The 21,642-nt window shown below is 71.2% G+C and carries 6 protein-coding genes; 4 read left to right on the top strand and 2 right to left on the bottom strand.

All coding sequences use genetic code 11. The annotated features are described in order from the left end of the window. Positions 1 to 81: 81 nt before the first annotated feature. Positions 82 to 915: a ParB/RepB/Spo0J family partition protein gene (locus tag ABGB17_RS18440; RefSeq protein ID WP_347631047.1), complete on the top strand. Its 834-nt coding sequence runs from the start codon at positions 82 to 84 to the stop codon at positions 913 to 915. Positions 916 to 1,689: 774 nt separating this feature from the next. Here the strand turns inward: ABGB17_RS18440 and ABGB17_RS18435 are convergent. Beyond that, positions 1,690 to 3,348: a BTAD domain-containing putative transcriptional regulator gene (locus ABGB17_RS18435; RefSeq protein ID WP_347631045.1), complete on the bottom strand. Its 1,659-nt coding sequence runs from the start codon at positions 3,346 to 3,348 to the stop codon at positions 1,690 to 1,692. A gap of 532 nt (positions 3,349 to 3,880) precedes the next feature. Between ABGB17_RS18435 and ABGB17_RS18430 the strand changes: the two genes are divergently transcribed. From ABGB17_RS18430 to ABGB17_RS18420, 3 genes are all read left to right on the top strand, one after another. After that, entirely contained in the window at positions 3,881 to 17,530 is a 13,650-nt protein-coding gene (locus tag ABGB17_RS18430; RefSeq protein WP_347631043.1) for an amino acid adenylation domain-containing protein, read from the top strand. Positions 17,531 to 17,962: 432 nt separating this feature from the next. Beyond that, entirely contained in the window at positions 17,963 to 20,041 is a 2,079-nt protein-coding gene (locus ABGB17_RS18425; RefSeq protein WP_347631041.1) for a PKD domain-containing protein, read from the top strand. After that, positions 20,035 to 20,484, top strand: coding sequence for a MauE/DoxX family redox-associated membrane protein (locus tag ABGB17_RS18420; RefSeq protein ID WP_347631039.1), 450 nt, complete (start codon positions 20,035 to 20,037; stop codon positions 20,482 to 20,484). The genes ABGB17_RS18425 and ABGB17_RS18420 overlap by 7 nt, the downstream gene beginning before the upstream one ends. Here the strand turns inward: ABGB17_RS18420 and ABGB17_RS18415 are convergent. Then, on the bottom strand, positions 20,478 to 21,509 hold the full coding sequence (locus ABGB17_RS18415; RefSeq protein ID WP_347631037.1) for a hypothetical protein: 1,032 nt from the start codon (positions 21,507 to 21,509) through the stop codon (positions 20,478 to 20,480). The genes ABGB17_RS18420 and ABGB17_RS18415 overlap by 7 nt on opposite strands. Positions 21,510 to 21,642 lie beyond the last annotated feature (133 nt).

Genomic DNA, 21,642 nt, shown 5'->3' with positions numbered 1-21,642 from the left:
TGATGGATATGTGAAGATGGCCCAGTACTCTCCCAAGATCAACGGTACGTCCCGTGATCAACGCTGCTGGGAAGGGGACTGATGCCAGCTATTCGGGCGATTCGTGAGATTCCTATTAAAAGCCTGGTTCTCAGCGAGGGCCAGGCCCGTGTACGGGGGGCGGATAAGGGGATAGAGGAATTAGCGGAAAGTATCCGACGGCATGGCATGCTAGAGCCGATCGTTGTATGTCCGCACGCGCAGGATCCACAGAAACTGGAAGTTCTCATGGGGCAGCGACGCGTACACGCGCATCGCATCCTCGGCCGTAGCCGCATTCTGGCGGCGATCATCGACGAGGCGGTCGATCTCACGACCGCCCGAGTTCTGTCGCTCACCGAGAACCTCGTGCGGGTCGATCTCGACAGCAGGGACATCATCGACGGGTGCACCGCTCTGTACCGCAGGTACGGAAGCGCGCGGATGGTGGCCGAAGAGACCGGTCTGCCCTATAACGAAGTCCGGAAGCACATCAAATACGACCGATTGACCCCGGTCCTGCAGAACATGGTCGATTCCGGCGAGGCGAGCCTCGACGTCGCCCTGAAGGTCCAGGATCTCACCGATTCATCGGTGCCGATGGCCCAGGACGAGGTGAAGGCACTGGCCGCGGGCCTGTCGAACATGACGGCGGTGCAGCGGCGCAGCGTCCTGAAGTCGAAACTCCAGAATCCGGAGACGCCGGTCACGGTATTGCTGAAAGAGGCGTCCACCGAGAAGAAGCCCCGACAGATCATCGTAACACTGAGCCCGGAGGAACACAAAACCCTGCAGCTTTACGCGAAGCAGGAAAAAATGACCCAGGATGTGGCCGCACAACGCTTACTCAGCGATGCCTTGAGGCATCTCGTGGGTTCCGAGTTGTCGCATCGGTGATACGCCGCGAAAGCGGCGTGGCGACCCGGAGACGCCCGGCGCCCGGAATCGAACCGGACGCCGGCCGTGCCCGGGTCAATTGGGTGTGACAGCGCGGCCTGAAACGGACGGCCTTTGGCAGCGGCCGCACGGCGAGGGCTTCTTTCTCTGGATGACGGCGTGTTCCGGGGGCCGGAGAAACAAACGGGGTAAGCAGGCTACGAGCATGGGTCAAATACTGTGCTGTCCGAAAAGACTTTCAGCGGGCCGGGCGAGACCGGGTGTTCGACGCGCCCGGCCGCCGGCCTTGTTCAGGAACGCCGCGAGCCGCTCCGCGCGAAGGGCGGAGCGGCCGGGCGCGCCGCGGCCCGCCCGGCGCGGCCCGGCGGGCGGGCGGCGTCCGGTGCGGGGGATCATGCGGCAGATCGCCGGGCGTGCGGTGTTGTGCACGGCCCGGCGAAGGGTGCGGATCCGGCCCCGCACCCGGCGGCGCGAGACCGCCGGGTGGCGTGGGCCCCACCCGCTCCGGGGTGCCCGGCGCCGGCCTCGCGGGCGGGCGCGGGCGCGTCCCCGTGCAGGTGGGAGGCCCGGCACGACGGCCGGGCCGTAATTTCACGACAACTGCGCCGACTCGTCGGCGAAACGATCACGACCTCCGGCCACGCCGTCCTGAGTGTTTTTAAAATCACTCCTGGACCCCTGCGACGGCTTCGTGTGCATCGGTCGCGCTTCCCCGTCTCCCCGTCTTCCCCGTTGTGTGGAACCGGCGCCCACGACGTCGCCGGGTCCCGGCTTTCACCTGCTGAGCAGTGCGCGCCCGCACCCGTCGCCGGAGATCGGGAACCCCCGGTTCGCCGCGTCCGCGAGCACGGCCGGGTCGTCCTCGTCCAGTGCGCGTTCCCGGCCGAAGGCCAGGATCAGGTCGTGGCAGTAGTAAAGGCTCCGGTCCCCGTCCAGCTCCGCGCGCAGCAGGTGCGCGTCGGTCAGTTCGTCGAGCCGTCGCATGGCCTCGGCCTCGGACACGTCCTCCACCTCGGCGGCCATCCAGACGTCGATCACCTTGGCCCCCAGGTAACCGATCTTCCGCAGCAGCGAGCGCGCCGCGGGGCTCAGTGTCTCGTAGTCCCCCGCGAGCACCGGGCGCATGGCCCTGTCGTCGTGGCTCAGGGTGTCGAGCATCGTGGTGTGGTCGCCGAGCAGGTCGGCGAGCTGCTTCATCGTCCAGTGCGGCTTGGCGGCGAGCTTCGCGGCGGCGATGTCCATGGCCAGGGGGATCCCGGCGCAGTACTCCACCACCCGCTTAGCCGCCTCGTGCTCCTGCCAGGGGTCCCCGTTCCTGGCGCCCCGCGCGAGCAGGCCACGCGCGGCGTCCGCGGGCAGCGGGCCGAGCGTGGTGCGGCTGGACCGCAGCGACGTGAGCGGCGAACGGCTGGTGACGACGACCGCGCTGCCGGGATCACCGGGCAGGATCGGCCGCACCTGCTGCACCCCCGTCACGTTGTCCATGACGATGAGCACCCGTCGCCCGGTCAGCAGAGACCGGAACAGGGCGCTGCGCTCGCTGATCCCCGCCGGGATGTCCGCCGCCCCCATGGCGCGCAGGAAGCGTTCGAGCACCGTCGCCGGGTTCTCCGGCTCGTCGGTGAACAGCACGCCGCCGGAGAACTCTCCGGAGATCTGGTGCGCCGCCTCCAGAGCCAGGGCCGTCTTGCCGATGCCCCCGGGCCCGCTGATGACGACGAGCGGCTCACGCTGCTCCAGCGCCACACGGATCTCCTTCAGCTCGGCTTGCCGGCCGACGATGGCACGCGGACGCGCCGGAAGCTGCCGGGGTGTCTGCGACGCCGGGGTGACCACCCCGAGGGACGGCGCCTGGCGCAGGATCTGCTCGTGCAGCGCCTGCAGTGCCGGGCTCGGGTCGGTGCCGAGCTTGTCCACCAGCTCCTCGCGCAGGTCGGCGAAGACCTGGAGGGCCTCGCCGCTGTACCCGGCGCGGTGCCGCGCGAGCATCAGTTGCCCGTAAAACCGCTCGTTGAGCGGGTGGTCCCTGATGAGCTCGTGGAGCTCCTCGGTGACCTGGGCGTGGTGCCCGAGCGCCAGCGCCGCCTCGATGCGGTCCGCGATGGTGTCCACCCGGAGCTGCTCCAGGTGGTCGGCCTCGGCCTGGAAGTACCGGCCGGTGAAGCCCGTCAGCGCGGAACCCCGCCACGCCTGGTCCGCGATCTTGAGCAGCTTGGCTGTCTCGTGATGCCTGCCGCCTTGTAACGCCGCCCGTCCCTGACGCGCCAGCCGCTTGAACTCGGTCACGTCCACGACCGTGTCAGGCGGCAGGCGGAGTACATATCCCCCGTCGACCGAAGTGATCGACACCTTGCACGGCTCCAGCGTCGCGCGGAGCCGGGATATGTGAATGCGCACGCGGTTGAGCAGCCGTCCCTCATTTATGTCGCTCATTTCTGAGTCGAAGAGGGAGTCGATAATGCGGGTTGTCGATAACACGGTGTCCGGCTTCAGCAGTAGGAGCGCGAGCACCGCTTTCGGGCCACGACCTGGAATCGGGACGACCTTGTTGTCGAGCTTGACTGTGAACGGTCCGAGTAGACCGAACTCCAGCATGCCACCTCCTGTGAGATGCCGTTTTCGTTAGCTGACACATCTGCGATGTCTCCCATAGTGTGCGAATGTGTCGAGGGCCCGCTAACTGTAACGCCGAGCCCGGGTACCGCAACAGACATCACACTGAAATCAAGTTGAAATATGAACGACGTAATTTATCGTCGCGGTACGTGAGCCGTGGTGTGCGAGACGGGGTCGCAGGGTGGAGTGGCTTCGTCCTCCCGCCGCGTAATGGACGGCATCTCAACAATGGCGGTCAAGTCGAGTCAGAATCGCGTGTCAGGCAAACAATCAAGTTTTTGACCATCTGCCTCGGCATGCGCCGCCGGCCCGCCATCGCTCATCCGACTAGCCCCGGGGAAGAAACATCGTGTCTGAGAATTCGTATCCTGTGACGCCGGTGCAGCAGGCGATGTCGGCGGCGCTGGAGAGCGCCCCGGCCGGTGCCCGGGGCGCGTTCTGGGCTCAGGGGGTCCGTGAGTTCACCGGCGGGCCGGACGCGGGGGCGTTCCGGCGTGCCTTCGAGATCGTCACCGGGCGTCACCCCGCGCTGAGAGCGGGGTTCGGTACGGTGGCCGGGCCGCTCCAGGTCGTCCTGGACAGCGTCGAGGTGCCCATCGAGGTGCTGGACTGGCGGGACGGCGCCGAGGAGCACGAGGCGCGGCTGGCGGAGCTGCTGCGCGCCGACCGCGACCGCGGCTTCGACCCGGCGCGCCCGCCGCTGCTGCGCGCGTACCTGGTGGACCTCGGGGAGCGCTGCCTGCTGGTGTGCGGCGTGTACCGGGGCGTGTGCGACGGGCCGAGCCTGCGCGTCGTGCTCGACGAGGTGGCCCTGACGTACGCCGCGCTGCGCCGGGACGCGATCTCGGCGCTGTCCCCGGTGTGGCCCTACCACGACGTGATCGCCTGGCAGGTGGGGCGCGACCGCGGCGAGGCCGAGCCGTTCTGGCGCGAGTACCTGGCCGGGTTCGACGCCCCGACCCCGCTGCCGTTGGACCGGCCGGCCGGCGGGCACGGGGAGCGGGACCGGCGGGGGACCGAGCTGTCCTTCGAGGTCACCACCGCCCTGGCCGGGCTGGCGCGCCGGGCGGGCGTGCCGCTCACCACCGTGGCGCACGCGGCGTGGGCGCTGCTGCTGTCGCGGCACAGCGGCGAGAGCGACGTGGTGTTCGGCCTGGGGCTGCCGTGCCGCCCCGCCGGCATGGAGCCGATGGTCGGCAGCTTCGCCACCACCGTGCCGCTGCGGGTCCGCGTGCCCTCCGGCCTGCCGTTCTCCGCGTGGCTGAGCCGCCTGCACGAGGAGGAGAAGGGGGTGCGGCGCCACGGGTTCGCGCCGCTCGCCGACATCCACTCCGTGTCGGAGATCGAGCCGGGCACCCCGCTGTTCGCCAGTGCCCTCACCTGCCTGCCCGACGACGTGACCGGCCTCGCCGCGCTCCCGTACGCCGCCACCGATCCCCGCCCGCTGGACGTCACGGTCTCCGGCGGGCGGCGCCTCACGTTCGAGGTGGCCTTCTCCACCGGCGTCCTCGACGCGTCCACCGTGGAGGGCCTGCTGGAACGCCTGGCCGGCATGCTCGAAGTGATCGCCGCCGGCGGCGACGTGCCGGTGGGCGCGGTGGGCCTCGCCGGCGCCGCCGAGGTGGCGGGCCTGACCGCCATCGGCGCCTCCGGGGTCGAGGTGGACGAGACGTCGCTGGTGGGCATGTTCGCCCGCCGGGTCGCCGCCGGGCGGGACGTGACGGCGGTGCGCGGCGGCGGTGCGGAGCTGACGTACGGCGAGCTGGACGCCCGGGCCGGCGGGGTGACCGCGCTGCTGCGCGAAGCCGGGGTGCGGCCCGGCGACCGGGTGGGCCTGTTCGTGGAGCGCGGCGTGGACTTCGTCACCGCGATCCTCGGCGCCGCCGGCGCCGGCGCCTCCTACGTGCCGCTGGACCCGTCGTGGCCGCTGTCCCGGTTGCGCTTCGTGATCGAGGACTCCGGCGCCGGCGTCGTGGTGACCGCCGGGCAGCCCCTGCCGGACGGCGTGCACGGGGACGTCCGCGTGGCCGCCCTCGCGGACGCGCCTGCCGGGCGATCGGTCTGCGCGGACCCCGCGGACGCCGGTGGGGACGCCTCTCTTTATGTGATGTACACATCGGGTTCCACCGGAGTTCCCAAAGGTGTGGAAGTGACGCACGGCGGTGTGGTGCGTTTGTGTGTGGACCCGGTGCTCGGAATCGTTCCCGGTGACGTGGTGGCGCAATTGGCGCCCGTGTCGTTCGACGCCTCGACATTCGAGATCTGGGGTGCGTTGCTGAACGGCGCGACACTCGTCATCGCGACGGGAGGGCGCGTGGAAAGCCTCGACGTCGGCGCTTTCCTGCGCGAGCACGAGGTCTCGGTGGCGCATGTGACGGCTGGTTTGTTCCATCAGGTGGTGGAGTCCGCGCCGGAGTCCTTCGACGGCTTGCGGTTGTTGCTGACCGGTGGTGACGCGTTGTCGGCCGCGCATTGCGAGCGGGTGCGCGAGCGGCTGCCGAACCTGCGGTTCGTGGCCTGTTACGGCCCGACCGAGTGCACCACGTTCAGCTCGATATTCGATTTCGGTTCCGGGTTGCCGGCCGGCGAGGGCGTGGTGCCGATCGGCCGCCCCGTCGTGGCCACCACATTGTTCGTGGTGGACCAGTGGATGAACCTGGTTCCCGCCGGCGTGCCCGGCGAATTGCTGGTCGGCGGCGCCGGCGTCGGCCGTGGGTACGTCGGCCGCCCGGGGCTGACCGCCGAGCGGTTCGTGGCGGACCATCTGAGCGGGCGTCCGGGTGGGCGGTTGTACCGGACGGGTGACCGGGTGCGGTGGCGGCCGGACGGGGTGCTGGAGTTCCTGGGGCGTACCGACGCGCAGGTGAAGATCCGCGGGTTCCGCATCGAGCCCGGCGAGGTCGAGGCCGTGCTCGCCGACCATCCGCGGGTGCGGGACGCCGTGGTGGTGGCCCGCGCCGACGGCCCGTCCGGCAAGTGGCTGGTCGGCTACGTCGTGCCCGAGGACCCCGGCGGCGTCGAGATCGCGGACCTGCGGGCGTACATGCACGGACGGCTGCCCGAGTACATGGTGCCGTCGGTGTTCATGGTGGTGGAGGGCTTCGCGCTGACCGCCAACGACAAGATCGACCGTCGCGCGCTGCCCGAGCCCGACGTCCGGCTCGCCGTGGAGACCACCTTCGTGCCGCCGAGCACGGACGCCGAGATCACCCTGGCGGGCATCTGGTCGCAGGTGCTCGGCGTGGAGCGGGTCGGCGCGCTGGACAACTTCTTCGAGCTCGGCGGCGACTCGATCCTCAGCCTCCAGATCGTGGCCCGCGCACGCGCGGCCGGCCTGCAACTGGACGTCGCCGACGTGTTCGCCCGCCAGAGCGTCGCCGAGCTGGCCCTCGCCGTCAAGGACGCCCCGGCCGCGGTGCTCGCCGAACAGGGCACCGTGTCGGGCCCCGTGCCGCTCACCCCCATCCAGCACCGCTTCGCCGCCGAGGACATCGCCGACAGGGACCACTGGAACTGGTCCGGCGTGTTCGAGCTGACCCCCGGCGTCGAGCCCGCCGCGCTGGCCCGCGCGCTGGACGCGGTGGTCGCGCACCACGACGCGCTGCGCCTCCGGTTCCGGTACGACCCGGCGGCGGGGGAGTGGACGCAGGAGAACGCCCCCGCCGAGCCCGCCGAACTGTTCGGCGTGGTGGACGCGGCCGGCGCCTCCGAGGAGTTCGTCGCCGGGTGCATGGCCGAGGCGCAGGGCTCGTTGTCCCTGGCGGACGGCCCCCTGCTGCGTGCCGTCCTGTTCGAGCGCGGCGACGGCCCCGCCTGGCTCGGCCTCACCGTGCACCACCTCGTCATGGACGCGGTGTCGTGGAACGTCCTGCTCGACGACCTCGGCGCCGCCTACCGGGCGATCGCCGCCACGGGCTCCGCCGAGGGCGCGCTGCCGCCGAAGAGCACGTCGTTCCAGCAGTGGGCCGGGCTGCTCCAGCAGTACGCCGCGTCCCCCGAGGCCCGCGCCGAGGTGGACCACTGGCTCGCCCAGGTGGAGTCGGACTTCCGCCCGCCCGCGGACGGCCCCGGCGCGGCCGGGGACGACGCCGCGGTGGCGCGGGTGTGGCTGGACGCCGAGACGACGTCCGCGCTGCTCACCCGGGTGCACAAGGCGTACCGCACGCAGATCAACGACGTGCTGCTCGCCGGCCTGCTCCAGGCCCTCGGCCGCTGGGCCGGCACGGACACGGTGACGATCAACCTGGAGAGCCACGGCCGCGAGGCGATCGCCGACGGCATCGACCTGTCCCGCACCGTCGGCTGGTTCACCTCCATCTTCCCCGTCGCCCTGTCCGCCCCCGACCTGGACGACCCGGCCGGCGTGCTGAAGTCCGTCAAGGAACAACTGCGGCGCAGCCCCCGGCGCGGCGTCGGCTTCGGCGCCCTGCGCCACCTCGGCGACACCGCCGACCCGCGGGTGCGGCGCCTCGCCGAGACGCCGGAGCCGTACGTGGGGTTCAACTACCTCGGCGGCCTGGACAGCTCCTCCGGCGGCATCGTGGCCAGGAGGCTGCCCGCCGCGCTGGCCGGCCCGGACGGCCAGACCCGGGCGCACGCCCTGCAGATCGAGGTCTTCCAGGACGCCGACGGGCGCCTGGCCTTCGAGTGGCACTACGGCGCCGGCGCCCACCGCGCCGAGACCGTCGAGCACGCCGCCCAGAGCTACGTCGACGCCCTGCGCGCCCTCGTCGAGCACTGCCTGGACCCGCGGGCGGGCGGCCACACGCCGTCCGACTTCCCCCTCGCGGCCCTGGAACAAGGGGCCGTGGACACGCTGGCCGCCGCGGCGCGCGAGGCCGGGTCCGAGCTGGCCGACGTGTACCCGCTCACCCCGGTCCAGCAGGGCATCCTGTTCCACGCGCTCCAGGCACCCGAGGGCTCCGGCGTCTACCTCGCGCAGGGCCTGTACGAACTCACCGGCCAGCGTGTGGACACCGTGCTGTTCCAGCGGGCGTGGAACGTCGTCGTGGACCGGCACCCCGCGCTGCGCACCGCGTTCGTCTGGGAGGGCGTCGCCGAGCCGGTGCAGGTCGTGCACGACCACGTCACCGTGCCGTTCGAGGCCCTCGACTGGTCCGTGCTGCCGGACGACGTGCAGCAGGAGCGGTTCGGCGAACTGCTCGCCGCCGACCGCGCCCGCGGCTTCGACGTGTCCGTGCCCCCGCTGATGCGCGTCCACCTGATCGACCGGGGCGCGGGCCGCTCGTGGCTCGTGTGGACCATGCACCACATCTCCACCGACGGCTGGAGCCTGCCCATCCTGCTGGCCGAGGTCACCCGCGTGTACGAGGGCCTCTCCCAAGGTGAGCACGTCACCCTGCCCTCGGTGCGCCCGTACCGCGACTTCATCGCCTGGCTCGCCGAGCGGGACCTCGGCGAGGCCGAGCGGTTCTGGCGCGGCTACCTCGCCGGCTTCGAGGCCCCGACCCCGCTGCCGGTGGACCGCCAGGTCACCGAGCACTGGGCGCAGGACCGCCGCCGCACCGAGCTGTCCCCTGAGGTCACCGCCGGGCTCACCGAGCTGGCCCGCCGCGCCCGGGTGACGGTCGGCACCGTGGTGCAGGCCGCGTGGGCCCTGCTGCTGTCCCGCTACAGCGGCGAACGGGACGTGGTGTTCGGCGTGACCGTGGCGGGCCGCCCGGCGGAGCTGGCCGGCATGGAGTCGATCGTCGGCCTGTTCATCAACACCCTGCCCCTGCGGGTGGAGGTCCCGTCGGACGTGCCGTTCGCGGAGTGGCTGCGGCGGCTGCAGGACACCCAGGTCGCGGCGCAGCGGTACGAGTACACCCCGCTGGTGGACATCCAGCGCTGCTCGGCGGTGCAGGGCGGGGTGTCGCTGTTCGACAGCATCTTCGTCGTGCAGATGACCGAGGGCCTGTCCGGCGTCGGCGGCGGCGCCGCGCCCGGCATGGAGCTGCTGGACTACGTGGAGCTCGGCAACTACCCCCTCAACGTCGCGGTGTTCGCGGGCGGCGAGCGGCTCGGCTTCGAGGTGACGTACTCGACCGGCGCCTTCGACACCGCGACCGTGGACGGCCTGCTCGACCGCCTCGCCGGTGTGCTCGGCGCGGTGGCCGCCGGCGCCGACGCCCCCGTCGGGGCGATCGGCCTGGTGGGCACGGCCGAGCTGGCGGGGGTGACCGGTCTCGGCGTCTCCGGCGTCGGGGTGGAGGACACGTCCCTGACCGGCATGTTCGCCCGCCGGGTGGCCGCCGGCCGTGACGTGCCCGCGGTGCGCGGCGGCGGCGTGGAGCTGACCTACGGCGAGCTGGACGCCCGGGCCGCCGGGGTGGCGCGGGCGCTGCGCGGCGCCGGGGCGCGGGTCGGCGTCTTCGTGGAGCGCGGGGTGGACTTCGTCACCGCGATCCTCGGCGTGGCCGGCGCCGGCGCCTCCTACGTGCCGCTGGACCCGTCGTGGCCGCTGAGCCGGCTGCGTTTCGTCATCGAGGACTCCGGCATCGGTGTAGTGCTGACCGCCGCACAGCCGATGCCGGTCGAACTTCACGGGGTGCGGGCCATCGACGTCCGCGACGTCGAGCCCGCGGCGGGCGGCCTTGACGCCGCGGACCCCGGCGACCCGTTGTACGTGATGTACACCTCCGGCTCGACCGGCGTGCCGAAGGGCGTCGAGGTGACGCACGGCGGCGTGGTGCGGCTGTGCGTGGACCCGGTGCTGGCGATCGGCCCCGGCGACGTCGTGGCGCAGCTCGCGCCGGTGACGTTCGACGCCTCCACGTTCGAGATCTGGGCCGCGCTGCTGAACGGCGCGACGCTGGTGGTGGCCACCGGCGGCCGGGTCGAGGGTGTGGACGTCGGCGCGTTCCTGCGCGAGCACGAGGTGTCGGTGGCCCACGTCACGGCCGGGTTGTTCCACCAGGTGGTGGAGGCGGCGCCCGAGTCGTTCGACGGCCTGCGGCTGCTGCTCACCGGCGGCGACGCGCTGTCGGTGACGCACTGCGAGCGGGTGCGCGAGCGGCTGCCCGACCTGCGGTTCGTGGCCTGTTACGGCCCCACCGAGTGCACGACGTTCAGCTCGATCTTCGACTTCGGGTCGGGCCACGGCACCGGCGACGGCGTGGTGCCGATCGGCCGCCCGCTGGTCGCCACCACGCTGTTCGTGGTGGACCAGTGGATGAACCTGGTTCCCGCCGGCGTGCCAGGCGAGCTGCTCGTCGGCGGCGCCGGCGTCGGCCAGGGCTACGTCGGCCGCCCGGGGCTGACCGCCGAGCGGTTCGTGGCGGACCATCTGAGCGGGCGTCCGGGTGGGCGGTTGTACCGGACGGGTGACCGGGTGCGGTGGCGGCCGGACGGGGTGCTGGAGTTCCTGGGGCGTACCGACGCGCAGGTGAAGATCCGCGGGTTCCGCATCGAGCCCGGCGAGGTCGAGGCCGTGCTCGCCGAGCACCCCGGCGTGCGGGACGCCGTGGTGGTGGCCCGCGCTGACGGCCCGTCAGGCAAACGCCTCGTCGGGTACGTCACCGCCGAGGGGCCCGCCGGGGTGGACGTGGCGGACCTGCGGGCGTACATGCACGAACGGCTGCCCGAGTACATGGTGCCGTCGGTGTTCATGGTGGTGGACGCGTTCGCGCTGACCGCCAACGACAAGATCGACCGCCGCGCGCTGCCCGAGCCGGACGTGGCCGCGTCCGGCGGCGCCGAGTACGTGCCGCCGCGCACCGACGCCGAGGTCGTCCTCGCGGGCATCTGGTCGCAGGTGCTCGGCGTGGAGCGGGTCGGCGCGCTGGACAACTTCTTCGAGCTCGGCGGCGACTCGATCCTGAGCCTGCAGATCGTGGCGCGGGCCCGCGCGGCCGGCCTGCAACTGGACGTGGCCGACGTGTTCGCCCGCCAGAGCGTCGCCGAGCTGGCCCTCGCCGTGCGGGACACCCCGGTCACGGTGCTCGCCGAGCAGGGCACGGTCAGCGGCCCGGTGCCGCTGACCCCGGTGCAGCGCTGGTTCACCCGCCAGCCCATCGCCGACCGGGACCGGTGGAACTGGTCCGGCGTGTTCGAGCTGGCCGGCCCGGTGGACGCCGGTACGCTGGCCCGCGCCGTGGACGCGCTGGTCGCCCACCACGACGCGCTGCGCATGCGGCTGTCGTACGACTCCGCGCGCGGCGCCTGGGTGCAGGAGAACGCCGCCGACGAGCCCGCCGAGCTGTTCTCCGTGGTGGACGCCGTCGGCATGGACGAGCGGCGCCTCGCCGAGCTGGTCACCGAACGCATGAGCCTGCTGCAGCGGTCGTTGTCCCTCACCGGCGGGCCGCTGCTGCGCCTCGCGTACTTCGAGCGCGGCGACCGCCCCGGCTGGCTCGGCGTCACCGTGCACCACCTGGTGATGGACGGCGTGTCGTGGACCGTCCTGCTGGAGGACCTGCACCGGCTGTACGAGGCCGGCGGCGACCGCGCGGCCCTGCCGCCGAAGACCACCTCGTTCCGCCAGTGGGCCGAGCTGCTGCGCGAGTACGCCGCCTCCCCCGAGGCGCGGGCGGAGATCCCGTACTGGCTGGAGCAGCTCGAACCGCGGTCCACCGTGCCGCTGGACGGCCCCGGCTCCTCGGGCAAGGGCGACCAGATGGTGGTGCGCACCTGGCTGGACGCCGAGACGACGTCCGCGCTGCTCACCCGGGTGCACAAGGCGTACCGCACGCAGATCAACGACGTGCTGCTCGCCGGCCTGCTCCAGGCCCTCGGCCGCTGGGCCGGCACGGACACGGTGACGATCGACCTGGAGAGCCACGGCCGTGAGGCGATCGCCGAGGGCGTGGACCTGTCCCGCACCATCGGGTGGTTCACCTCGGTGTTCCCTGTCGCCCTGTCCGCGCCCGACCTGGACGACCCCGCCGGGGTGCTGAAGTCCGTCAAGGAGCTGCTGCGACGCAGCCCCCGCCGCGGCGTCGGGTTCGGCGTGCTGCGCCACCTCGGCGACGTCCGCCGGCTCGCCGAGCTGCCCGAGCCGTACATCGGGTTCAACTACATCGGCGCCGCGGACACCTCACCCGGCGGCCTGGTCGGGCGGCGCCTCCCCGCCGCGCTGGCCGGCCCCGACGGGCAGACCCGGGCGCACGGCCTGCAGATCGAGGTGTACCAGGACGCCGACGGGCGCATGGCCGTCGAATGGCAGTACAGCGCCGGGCTGCACCGCGCCGGCACCATCGAGCGGGTCGCCCAGGGCTACATCGACGCGCTGCGCGGCCTGGTCGACCACTGCCTGTCCCCGCGCGCGGGCGGCCACACCCCGTCGGACTTCCCGCTGGCCGCGCTCGAACAGGGCACGCTGGACACGCTCGCCGCCGGCGTCCGCGAGACCGGGGCCGAGCTGACCGACGTGTACCCGCTGAGCCCCGTGCAGCAGGGCATCCTGTTCCACGCGCTCCAGGCACCCGAGGGCTCCGGCGTCTACCTCGCCCAAGGGCTGTACGAGTACACCGGCCCACTGGACCCTGACACGCTGCGCGCCGCCTGGGACGGCGTGGTGGCGCGGCACCCCGCGCTGCGCACCGGGCTGGTCTGGGAGGGCGTCGCCGAGCCGGTGCAGGTCGTGCACGACCGGGCCGCCGTGCCGTTCGAGTTCCACGACTGGTCGGGCACCGGGGGCGACCCGCGTGCCCGGCTGCGCGAGTTGCTGGAGGCCGACCGCGACCGCGGCTTCGACCTGGCCAGGCCCCCGCTGATGCGGGTCACGCTGGTCGCCCGGGGCGAGGACCGGTACTGGCTGGTGCTGACGTTCCACCACGTCTGCACCGACGGCTGGAGCCTGCCCATCCTGGTGGACGAGGCCACCCGGCTGTACGAGGCCTCCCGGCGCGGCGAGCGGGCGGACCTGCCCGCGGCGCGGCCGTACCGGGACTTCATCGCGTGGCTGGACGGCCGCACGGGCGCCGACGAGGAGTTCTGGCGCGGCTACCTGGCCGGGTTCGAGGCGCCGACGCCGCTGCCGGTGGACCGCCAGGTCACCGACCACTGGGCGCAGGACCGCCGCCGCGTCGAGCTGCCCCCCGAGGTGACCGCCGGCCTGGTGGACCTGGCCCGCCGGGCCCGCGTCACGCTGGGCACGGTCGTGCAGGCCGCGTGGGCGCTGCTGCTGTCGCGGTTCAGCGGCGAGCGGGACGTGGTGTTCGGCTTGACGGTGTCCGGGCGGCCGGCGGAGCTGGCCGGCATGGAATCGATCGTCGGCCTGTTCATCAACACCCTGCCGATGCGGGTCGACGTCCCCGCGGACGCGCCGTTCGCCGAATGGCTGCCGCGCGTGCAGGACGGCCAGGTGGCGGTGCAGCGGTACGAGTACACGCCGCTGGTGGACATCCAGCGGTACTCCGAGGTGCCGCGCGGCAGCGCCCTGTTCGACAGCGTCATGGTGTTCGGCAACTACCCGCGGAAGCCCGACGGCACGGACGGCGTGTTCACGTACGCGGACTCGTTCGAGCAGGGCAACTCGCCGCTGATGCTCGCGGTCAACCTGCGGGACTCCCTGGAGGTCGAGGCCGAGTTCTCCACCGCGGCCTTCGACGGCCTGTCCGTGGACCGGCTGCTCGGCCGGTTCGCCGGGGTGCTCGGCGCGGTCGCGGCCGACGCCGGGCTGCTGGTGCGGGACGTGCCGGTGACGCTGCCGGGCGAGCCCGAGCTGCTCACCGGGCCGTGGGCGCGCGCCACGCCGCTCATGGACGGCGACCTGGCCCCGGCGCACGAGCTGGTGGCCGGCTGGGCTCGGCGCACCCCCGACTCGGCCGCCGTGGTGTGCGGGGACGCGCGGCTGACCTTCGCCGAGCTGGACACCCGCGCCGAGGCGATGGCCGGGTGGCTGCGCTCCGCCGGGGTCACGGCCGAGGTGCCGGTGGGTGTCGTGCTCGGGCGGGGCGTGGACCTGGTGGTCGCGTTCATGGCGGTGCTGAAGGCCGGCGGCGTGTACGTGCCGCTGAACGTGGGGCAGCCGGTGGACCGGCTCGGGTTCATGCTGGAGGACTGCGGCGCGCGGGTGCTGGTGAGCAGCACCGACCTGGAGCACGGCCTGCCGCCGTTCGACGGGCCTGTCCTCATGGCCGACCGGTTCCACGGCGCCGCCCCCGGTGCCGTCGTCCCGGCGGGTGAGGTGCCGCTGGACGGGCTGGCGTACATGGCGTTCACGTCCGGCTCCACCGGCCGTCCCAAGGGCGTCGGGGTCACCCACCGCGGGCTCGCGGGGTACGTCGCCGGGTGGGGTGACGCTTTCACGCGGCTCGGTGGCCCGGGGGCGATGCTGTCCATGGCCGGGGCCGGGTTCGACGTGTCGGTGGGCGACATCGTGCGGGCGTTGTGCTTCGGCGAGGCGGTGGTCTTCACACCGCAGAGCGACTTCGTGTCGGTGGCCGAGCTGCACCAGGTGCTCGACGAGAACGACGTCGAGATCGCCGAGATCGTGCCCGGCACGCTGCTGCGCGAGCTCGCCGGGTACTGCCGCGAGGCGGGCGGGCTGGAGAAACTGCGCCTGGTGATCTCCGGCACCGACATCTGGCGGCACGAGGCCCTGGTGGCCGCCGTCGCGGACGTCGCGCCGTCCGCCGTGCCGGCCAACGTGTACGGCGTCACCGAGGCCGCGATCGACTCGCTGCTCATGCCGCTGGTGCCCGGTGGGCTGCCCGCCACCGGCCCCGCGCCCGGCGACTTCCCCGAGGTGCCCGTGGACGGTGCCGGGCTGATGGTGCCGGTCGGGCGTCCGCTGGCCGGGGTGCGGGTCCACGTGGTCGACGAGTGGCTGAACGTCGTGCCGGTCGGCGTGGCCGGTGAGCTGCTGGTCGGTGGTGTCGGCGTGGCCCGCGGGTACGTCGGGCGGGCCGGTCTGACGTCCGAGCGGTTCGTCGCCGACCACCTCAGCGGGTTGCCCGGGGAGCGGTTGTACCGCACCGGTGACCGGGTGCGGTGGCGGGCGGACGGCGTGCTGGAGTTTTTGGGCCGTACGGATGAGCAGGTGAAGATCCGTGGGTTCCGTATCGAGCCCGGTGAGATCGAGAACGTGCTGGCCGAGCACCCGTCGGTGCAGGACGCGGTGGTGGTGGCCAGGGACGACGGCCCGAACGGCAAACGCCTCATCGGGTACGTCGTCGCCGAACCCGGCGCGGTGGCGGAGGTGTCCGAGCTGCGGGTGTTCCTGCGGGCCCGGCTGCCCGAGTACATGGTTCCCGCCGTGCTCATGGTGGTCGAGGCGTTCGCCCTCACCGCCAACGGCAAGATCGACCGCCGGGCGCTGCCCGAGCCGGAGCTCGGCACGACGATCGGCGCGACCTACGTGCCGCCGAGCACCGAGGCCGAGCTGGTGCTCGCCGAGATCTGGTCACAGGTCCTCGGCGTCGAACGGGTCGGCCTCCAGGACAACTTCTTCGAGCTCGGCGGCGACTCGATCCTGAGCCTGCAGATCGTGGCGCGGGCCCGCGCGGCCGGCCTCCAGCTCGACGTGGCCGACGTGTTCGCCCGGCAGAGCGTCGGCGAGCTCGCCATGGCCGTCCGGGACGCCCCCGCCGCCACGCTGGCCGATCAGGGCATCGTCACCGGACCGGTGCCGCTCACCCCGATCCAGCACTGGTTCACCGAGCAGGACATCGCCGACCGCGACCACTGGAACTGGTCCGGCGTGCTCGAACTGTCCGCCGCCGTGGACATGAAGGTCCTCGGCCAGGCCGTCGGCACCCTGCTGGCCCACCACGACGCCCTGCGCATGCGCTTCGCCTATGACGCCGCCCTCGGCGCGTGGGTGCAGGAGAACGCCGCCGAGGAACCCGCCGAGGTCGTCTCGGTGGTCGACGCGGCGGGCCTACCCCGCCCCCGGCTGGAGGAAGTCGTCACCGAGCACATGACGGCCCTCCAGCACTCCCTGTCCCTGTCCCGCGGCCCCCTGCTGCGGGTGGCGTACTTCGACCGCGGCGACGCCCCCGGCTGGCTCGGCGTCACCGTGCACCACCTGGTGATGGACGGCGTGTCGTGGACCGTCCTGCTGGAGGACCTCGCCCAGGCGTACCAGGCCGTCCTCACCAAGGGCACCGCCAAGGGCGCGCTGCCCGCCAAGACGACCTCGGTGAAACAGTGGTCCGAGCAACTGCGCTCCTACGCCGGCACCGCCGAGGTGCGCGCGGAACTCGGCTACTGGCTGGACCAGCTCGGCTCCGGCTTCCGGGTGCCCCTGGACGCCACCGGCGACAACAGCGAGGCCTCCACCCGCTCGGTCCGGGTCACCCTGGACGCCGAATCCACCTCGGCCCTGCTCACCCGGGTCCACAAGGCGTACCGCACCCAGATCAACGACCTGCTGCTCGGTGCCCTCCTCCAGTCCCTCGCCCGCTGGGCCGGCACCGGCGAGGTGACCATCGACCTGGAAAGCCACGGCCGCGAAGCCGTCAACGACCAGATCGACCTCTCCCGCACCGTCGGCTGGTTCACGTCCATCTTCCCCGTCACCCTCTCCGCCCCCGCCCTCGACGACCCCGCCGCCGTGGTCAAGGCCGTCAAGGAACAACTCCGCCGCACCCCCCACCGCGGCGTGGGCTACGGCGCCCTGCGCCACCTCACCGACGACCCCACCGACCCCAGGCTCGACCGCCTGCGCGCCCTCCCCACCCCCCAGATCCTGTTCAACTACATGGGCGGCGCCGACCCCGGCACCTCAGGCACCGACCTGATCACCGGCACCCTGCCCGCCCGGCTGGCCGGCCCCACCGAAGGCACCGAACAGGCACGCACCCACATCCTCCAGATCGAGGCCGCCCAGACCCCCGACGGCGGCATGGCCTTCGACTGGTACTACAGCGCCGGCCTCCACGACCCCGCGACCATCGAACGCGTCGCTCACGACTACGTGAAATCCCTGAAATCCCTGATCGACCACTGCCTGTCCCCGGACGCCGGCGGCTTCACCCCGTCCGACTTCCCCCTCGCCAACCTCAACGACACCACCCTGGCCGCCATCATGAAACAAATGGGCGGCCGCTAATGGGAGCTACTGGGTCGGCTGTTCGGGCAGACTCGGGGCCTGTAGCCGCTGGTGAGTGAGCACTCTCGTCCGCCGGACTTTGGAGTTCTGGGGTCAGATCGTGCCCTCACCGGTGGTCAGGGGCCTTGATCGCTGAGCGGAGCCTGCCGTGACCGGCCTGCGTGATCGCTGGATGCGGCGCCACTCCTTGGCCATTGACCGGCGACGACGCCGGAGCGACATTGAGAGCGGGGCGTAGGAACGGGAGTGGCCATGGCACGGGTTCGCGTTCGTGTGCACTGGACTGACAGTCCGCCACCCGGCCAGCAACCGCAGTCACCCGCACCGGCCTGGACAGCCGGCTACCCGGGCGCGATCCCCACCATGTCGTTCGCGGGCGCCCCTCCCAGGCCTCCCGACTGGCCCCCCGTGCCTGGTGGACCAGTCAAGGACGTGTACCGGCTGTGGGCTCCCCTCGTACGACAGGTCGACCTGACCGGGGCCGGATGGAGCGCGGGTGCGAACTGGGCCGGAACTCCTCCGCCTGAATGGCCGACGTCCGCAGGGCTGGGAACGGGCGTCTACGACGAAGGCTTCCCGGATGCCGCGAGCGGATTCCGCGTCAACAGAATCCGCCTCTTCCAGGACGGGAACCCGGGCAACGATCACACGTATGCGATCTTCGCTCCCGGAGGCCAGCCCATCGGCACCGTGACGCCGGCGTCCGCAGGATGGACCGCGTGGCTCACCGTTCCTGCCGGAATACCTGACGGTCAAGGAATCTGGACCGTCGAGGTCGACAGGGCCCAGGGCTCGAGCACCGCGCAACCAGGACTGTTTCCGCGGCCGGGAAATGCCGGAAACCAAGTCGACGAGCCGTACGTGTCACCCTACGGCGACCGGTTCGAGGGCATTCTCGGCGTGGAGTTCGACGGCGAGCCGATCTCTGATCAACCTCCGCAATGCCGTGACGAGGTGACACTCCAGCTTTCTCCGCCGCTGCCTTGCGCGCGCCCGGGTGTCCCGGTGGCTGTGCAGTTCACCGCGGCGGTCAATCCGGTGATTCCCGCCTACACAGGTCCATACCTCTGGCAGATCACCGACGTCGGCTCTGGCATGGTCCTCCAGCCGTACACCAGTGGTGGGCCTCAGCAGTCGTTCGTCTTCCCGGGGAGTGGCACCTACCGGGTGCGGGTCAAGGTCGAGCAACCGGAGTGTGACGAGAGCGTCCTGCTCGACGCCCTCCAGTTCGCCATTCCGGCGTGCGTCTGCGACGTCGCGCTCACCGGCCCGACCCAGATCCCGTGTGTGAGCTCGGGCACCGCGCCTGCCCAGACCTTCACGGCCACAACCTCGTCCTCGTACGCTGGGCCGTTCACCTGGGAAGTGTGGCCGGCTGCAGGTCCCGCGCTCGTCCAGACGACAGGCGGTTCGACCTACTCCTTCGCCTTCCCAGGGCCAGGGCATTACGAAGTGCGCGTAAGCCTGATCACCGCCGGATGTGAGATAGGGACGGTCAGCGACGCGGTCAGCGTCACCGTACCGAGCTGCGACTGCCCATTGCTGAACAGTCTCAGCGTCAACACAACCTCCGCCTGTGACCGCGTCTTCGTGGCCGATGTCACCTTCCCGCCGACGGCCGTCGCCGTTACCTACGAATGGGACTTCGGCGACGGGCAGAGCGCCACGACCAGCGTTCCCAGTGTTGCCCACACCTATCAGAGCAATGGAACCAAGCATGTCTCGGTGACGGTTGTGGCACCTGGGTGTGCTCCTCTGTCGGCATCCGTCGATACGGTGGTGGCCGGATGCCAGCCGGTGGTCCCAGGCGGCCCGCCGGCACCGACGGGGTGTTCCGCTGGCGGCGGCAGCGTAACGGTCGTGTTCGACCAGGATCTCGATCCCGCGAGTGCGTCGGACCCCGCCAACTACAGCGTCTCCATCGCCGGTGCCCCGCCGATCACGCCCGGCACCGTCTCCTACAATGCCGCGGCACGCAGCGTGACGATCAGCGGCCTCCCTATCAGTCCCGGGGATTCCGTCAACGTGACCGTCAGCAACGTGCGCAGTGCCGCGGGGCAGCCGCTGGTCTCTCCCACGTCGGTCACCTGCACGGCGCCCGCAACTCCGACGGTGCCGACCACCTCCCCGCTCTGCCCCATCCTGCTGGTCATCGCGGTCGTCCTGCTCCTCCTGGGTAGCTTGGCGATCGTCGCCGGGATCTGCTTCAAGGTGCCATGGCTGGTCGTCGTCGGAGGCATCGTGGGTGGAGTCGGCCTCATCCTGTTCATTCTTTGGGCCATCTTCTGCGCGGCGATTACTCCTTGCAACGTGATGCAAGTCGTGCACTGCGTGCTGTGGGTCTTCGTGGCCATCGTGGGTCCGGTACTGGCGACGTTGGCGAACATCTTCGGCGGGCCGGTCCCTTCGGAGTGTGGTGTGGCTGCGCTGGTGGCCTGGGGCGGCTGGGGCGCGCTGTTCGCCTGGCTCGGCACGATCATGAGCGCGGTCGGGTGCAGCCGCCGATGCTGAGCGAGTTCCAGGCCGTGACCGCCACGCTGCTCCGGATCGGTCTCGGGGTGTTCTGGCTGATCACGGCGGTGCTGAAGCTCCGCAGGCCGCCCACACACGACCAGGTCCGCCAGTTGCTCGATCGCCCGCTCTGGGCGATCCCTCTGGTGGTGCGCCTCCTGCCGTGGTGCGAGCTCTTGCTGGGCGTGACGCTGACGACTGGCTGGCAGGCCCGAGGCGGCGCATGGGCGAGTGCGGGATTGTTCACCTGTTTCGGCGCACTGTGGTTACGCGCGATCGTTCGCCGCACGTTGGGCGAAGGCGGATGCGGGTGTTTCGGCAGCGGCGACAACCGCTTTCGGGCTGCACCGGCCCGAATATCCAAGCTCGAGGACCGTCTGCTCTGGGTGGGCATTCAATGGGCGCTGGCCGTGGTGGCGGTGGCCGTGGCAGCGACTCAGTGACCCTTCCCGCGCTGATACGGCTGGCGTGAGATGAGGGCGGCGAGTCTCACCAGAGCGGCGGGCATGCATCCGGATCCCGACCCTCCGGGCCTCGCCGGGTAGAGCGCGTTGATCACGCTCCCGAACGTCCCAGCTGCTAGCAGGAGATGAACCCCGAAGGTCTCAGGGTCACTGGGATTCGGTCTGAACGTCCCCACCTGTGCCCGCTCCGTGGTGAGAGTGACGCTCGGCGGGATGGTCCCGACGCCCCCGGTCCGCCCGGTGAAAGCCCCGACTGCCGCGTACACCGCAGCCGTGGCCGCCGATTCCAGGCTCGAGCGCACCTGCGGCGTCACCGTCGCGGCGACGACCCCTTCAATAAGTTTGAGAATGACCTGCGTCTCGGGGATGCTCGGACCGCTGCTCGTCAATTCGATGGTGGCGCCGAAAGGAAGGAAGCGAAGCACGTTCTGCGAACCAGCGAAATCCATCTCGGTCTCAGGCACAACTCTGAGATTGACGGCGTACTTGAACCCGATTAGCCCGAGCAGTGCCTCTGGCTTCGTGCCCTCCGCTCTCAAGGTGATGTGCCCCTCTTCGATTTTCACAGAGGCGTCGGTGATCTTGATGTTGCCCTTGAGCGTCATCGGCAGGAGCGGGGATATGGAATTATTGATCTGCTGAGCGGTGACAAGCTGCCACCTGGCTTCGAAGACGTCCACGGCGACGGTCGTGTCCTCAGGAGAACTCGGCACCGGCAGTGTGTTGAGATATCCCGAGCGATACACGGGCCCAGGAGCTCCCGTCCGTGAAACGGTGAGACCGACGTATCGGCTCGGCGGTGGTGGAGCGAACGGCGTCGCTGAGCCGAGGGGGAGCGTGAACGGGGTCCCTTGGACCGACAGGGGAACGTCGGCTTCATCGTTGACTATTTCGAGCCACACCAGATCACCGCCGCCGGTGACCTGCCGTGTGGCCTCGACTTGCCGCACCTTGAGCGGAGATGCACCGGGGATGTTGAAGCTCTCGATGGTGAAGAAGTACACGCAGTTTGCGTACGGCATCGACACCTCGCAGCGGTTTCGCGACCGGCTTTGAGCTATCGCCGAAGTATTGTGCGGCGTTACATGTCCTTGGTGCGCTTCCGGTGACGTCCGAGATGATGGATCTGCTCATGCT

It is taken from the genome of Sphaerisporangium sp. B11E5 (genome assembly GCF_039871875.1).
Classification (GTDB): Bacteria; Actinomycetota; Actinomycetes; order Streptosporangiales; family Streptosporangiaceae; genus Sphaerisporangium.
This window is presented reverse-complemented; position numbering and strand designations above follow the sequence as displayed.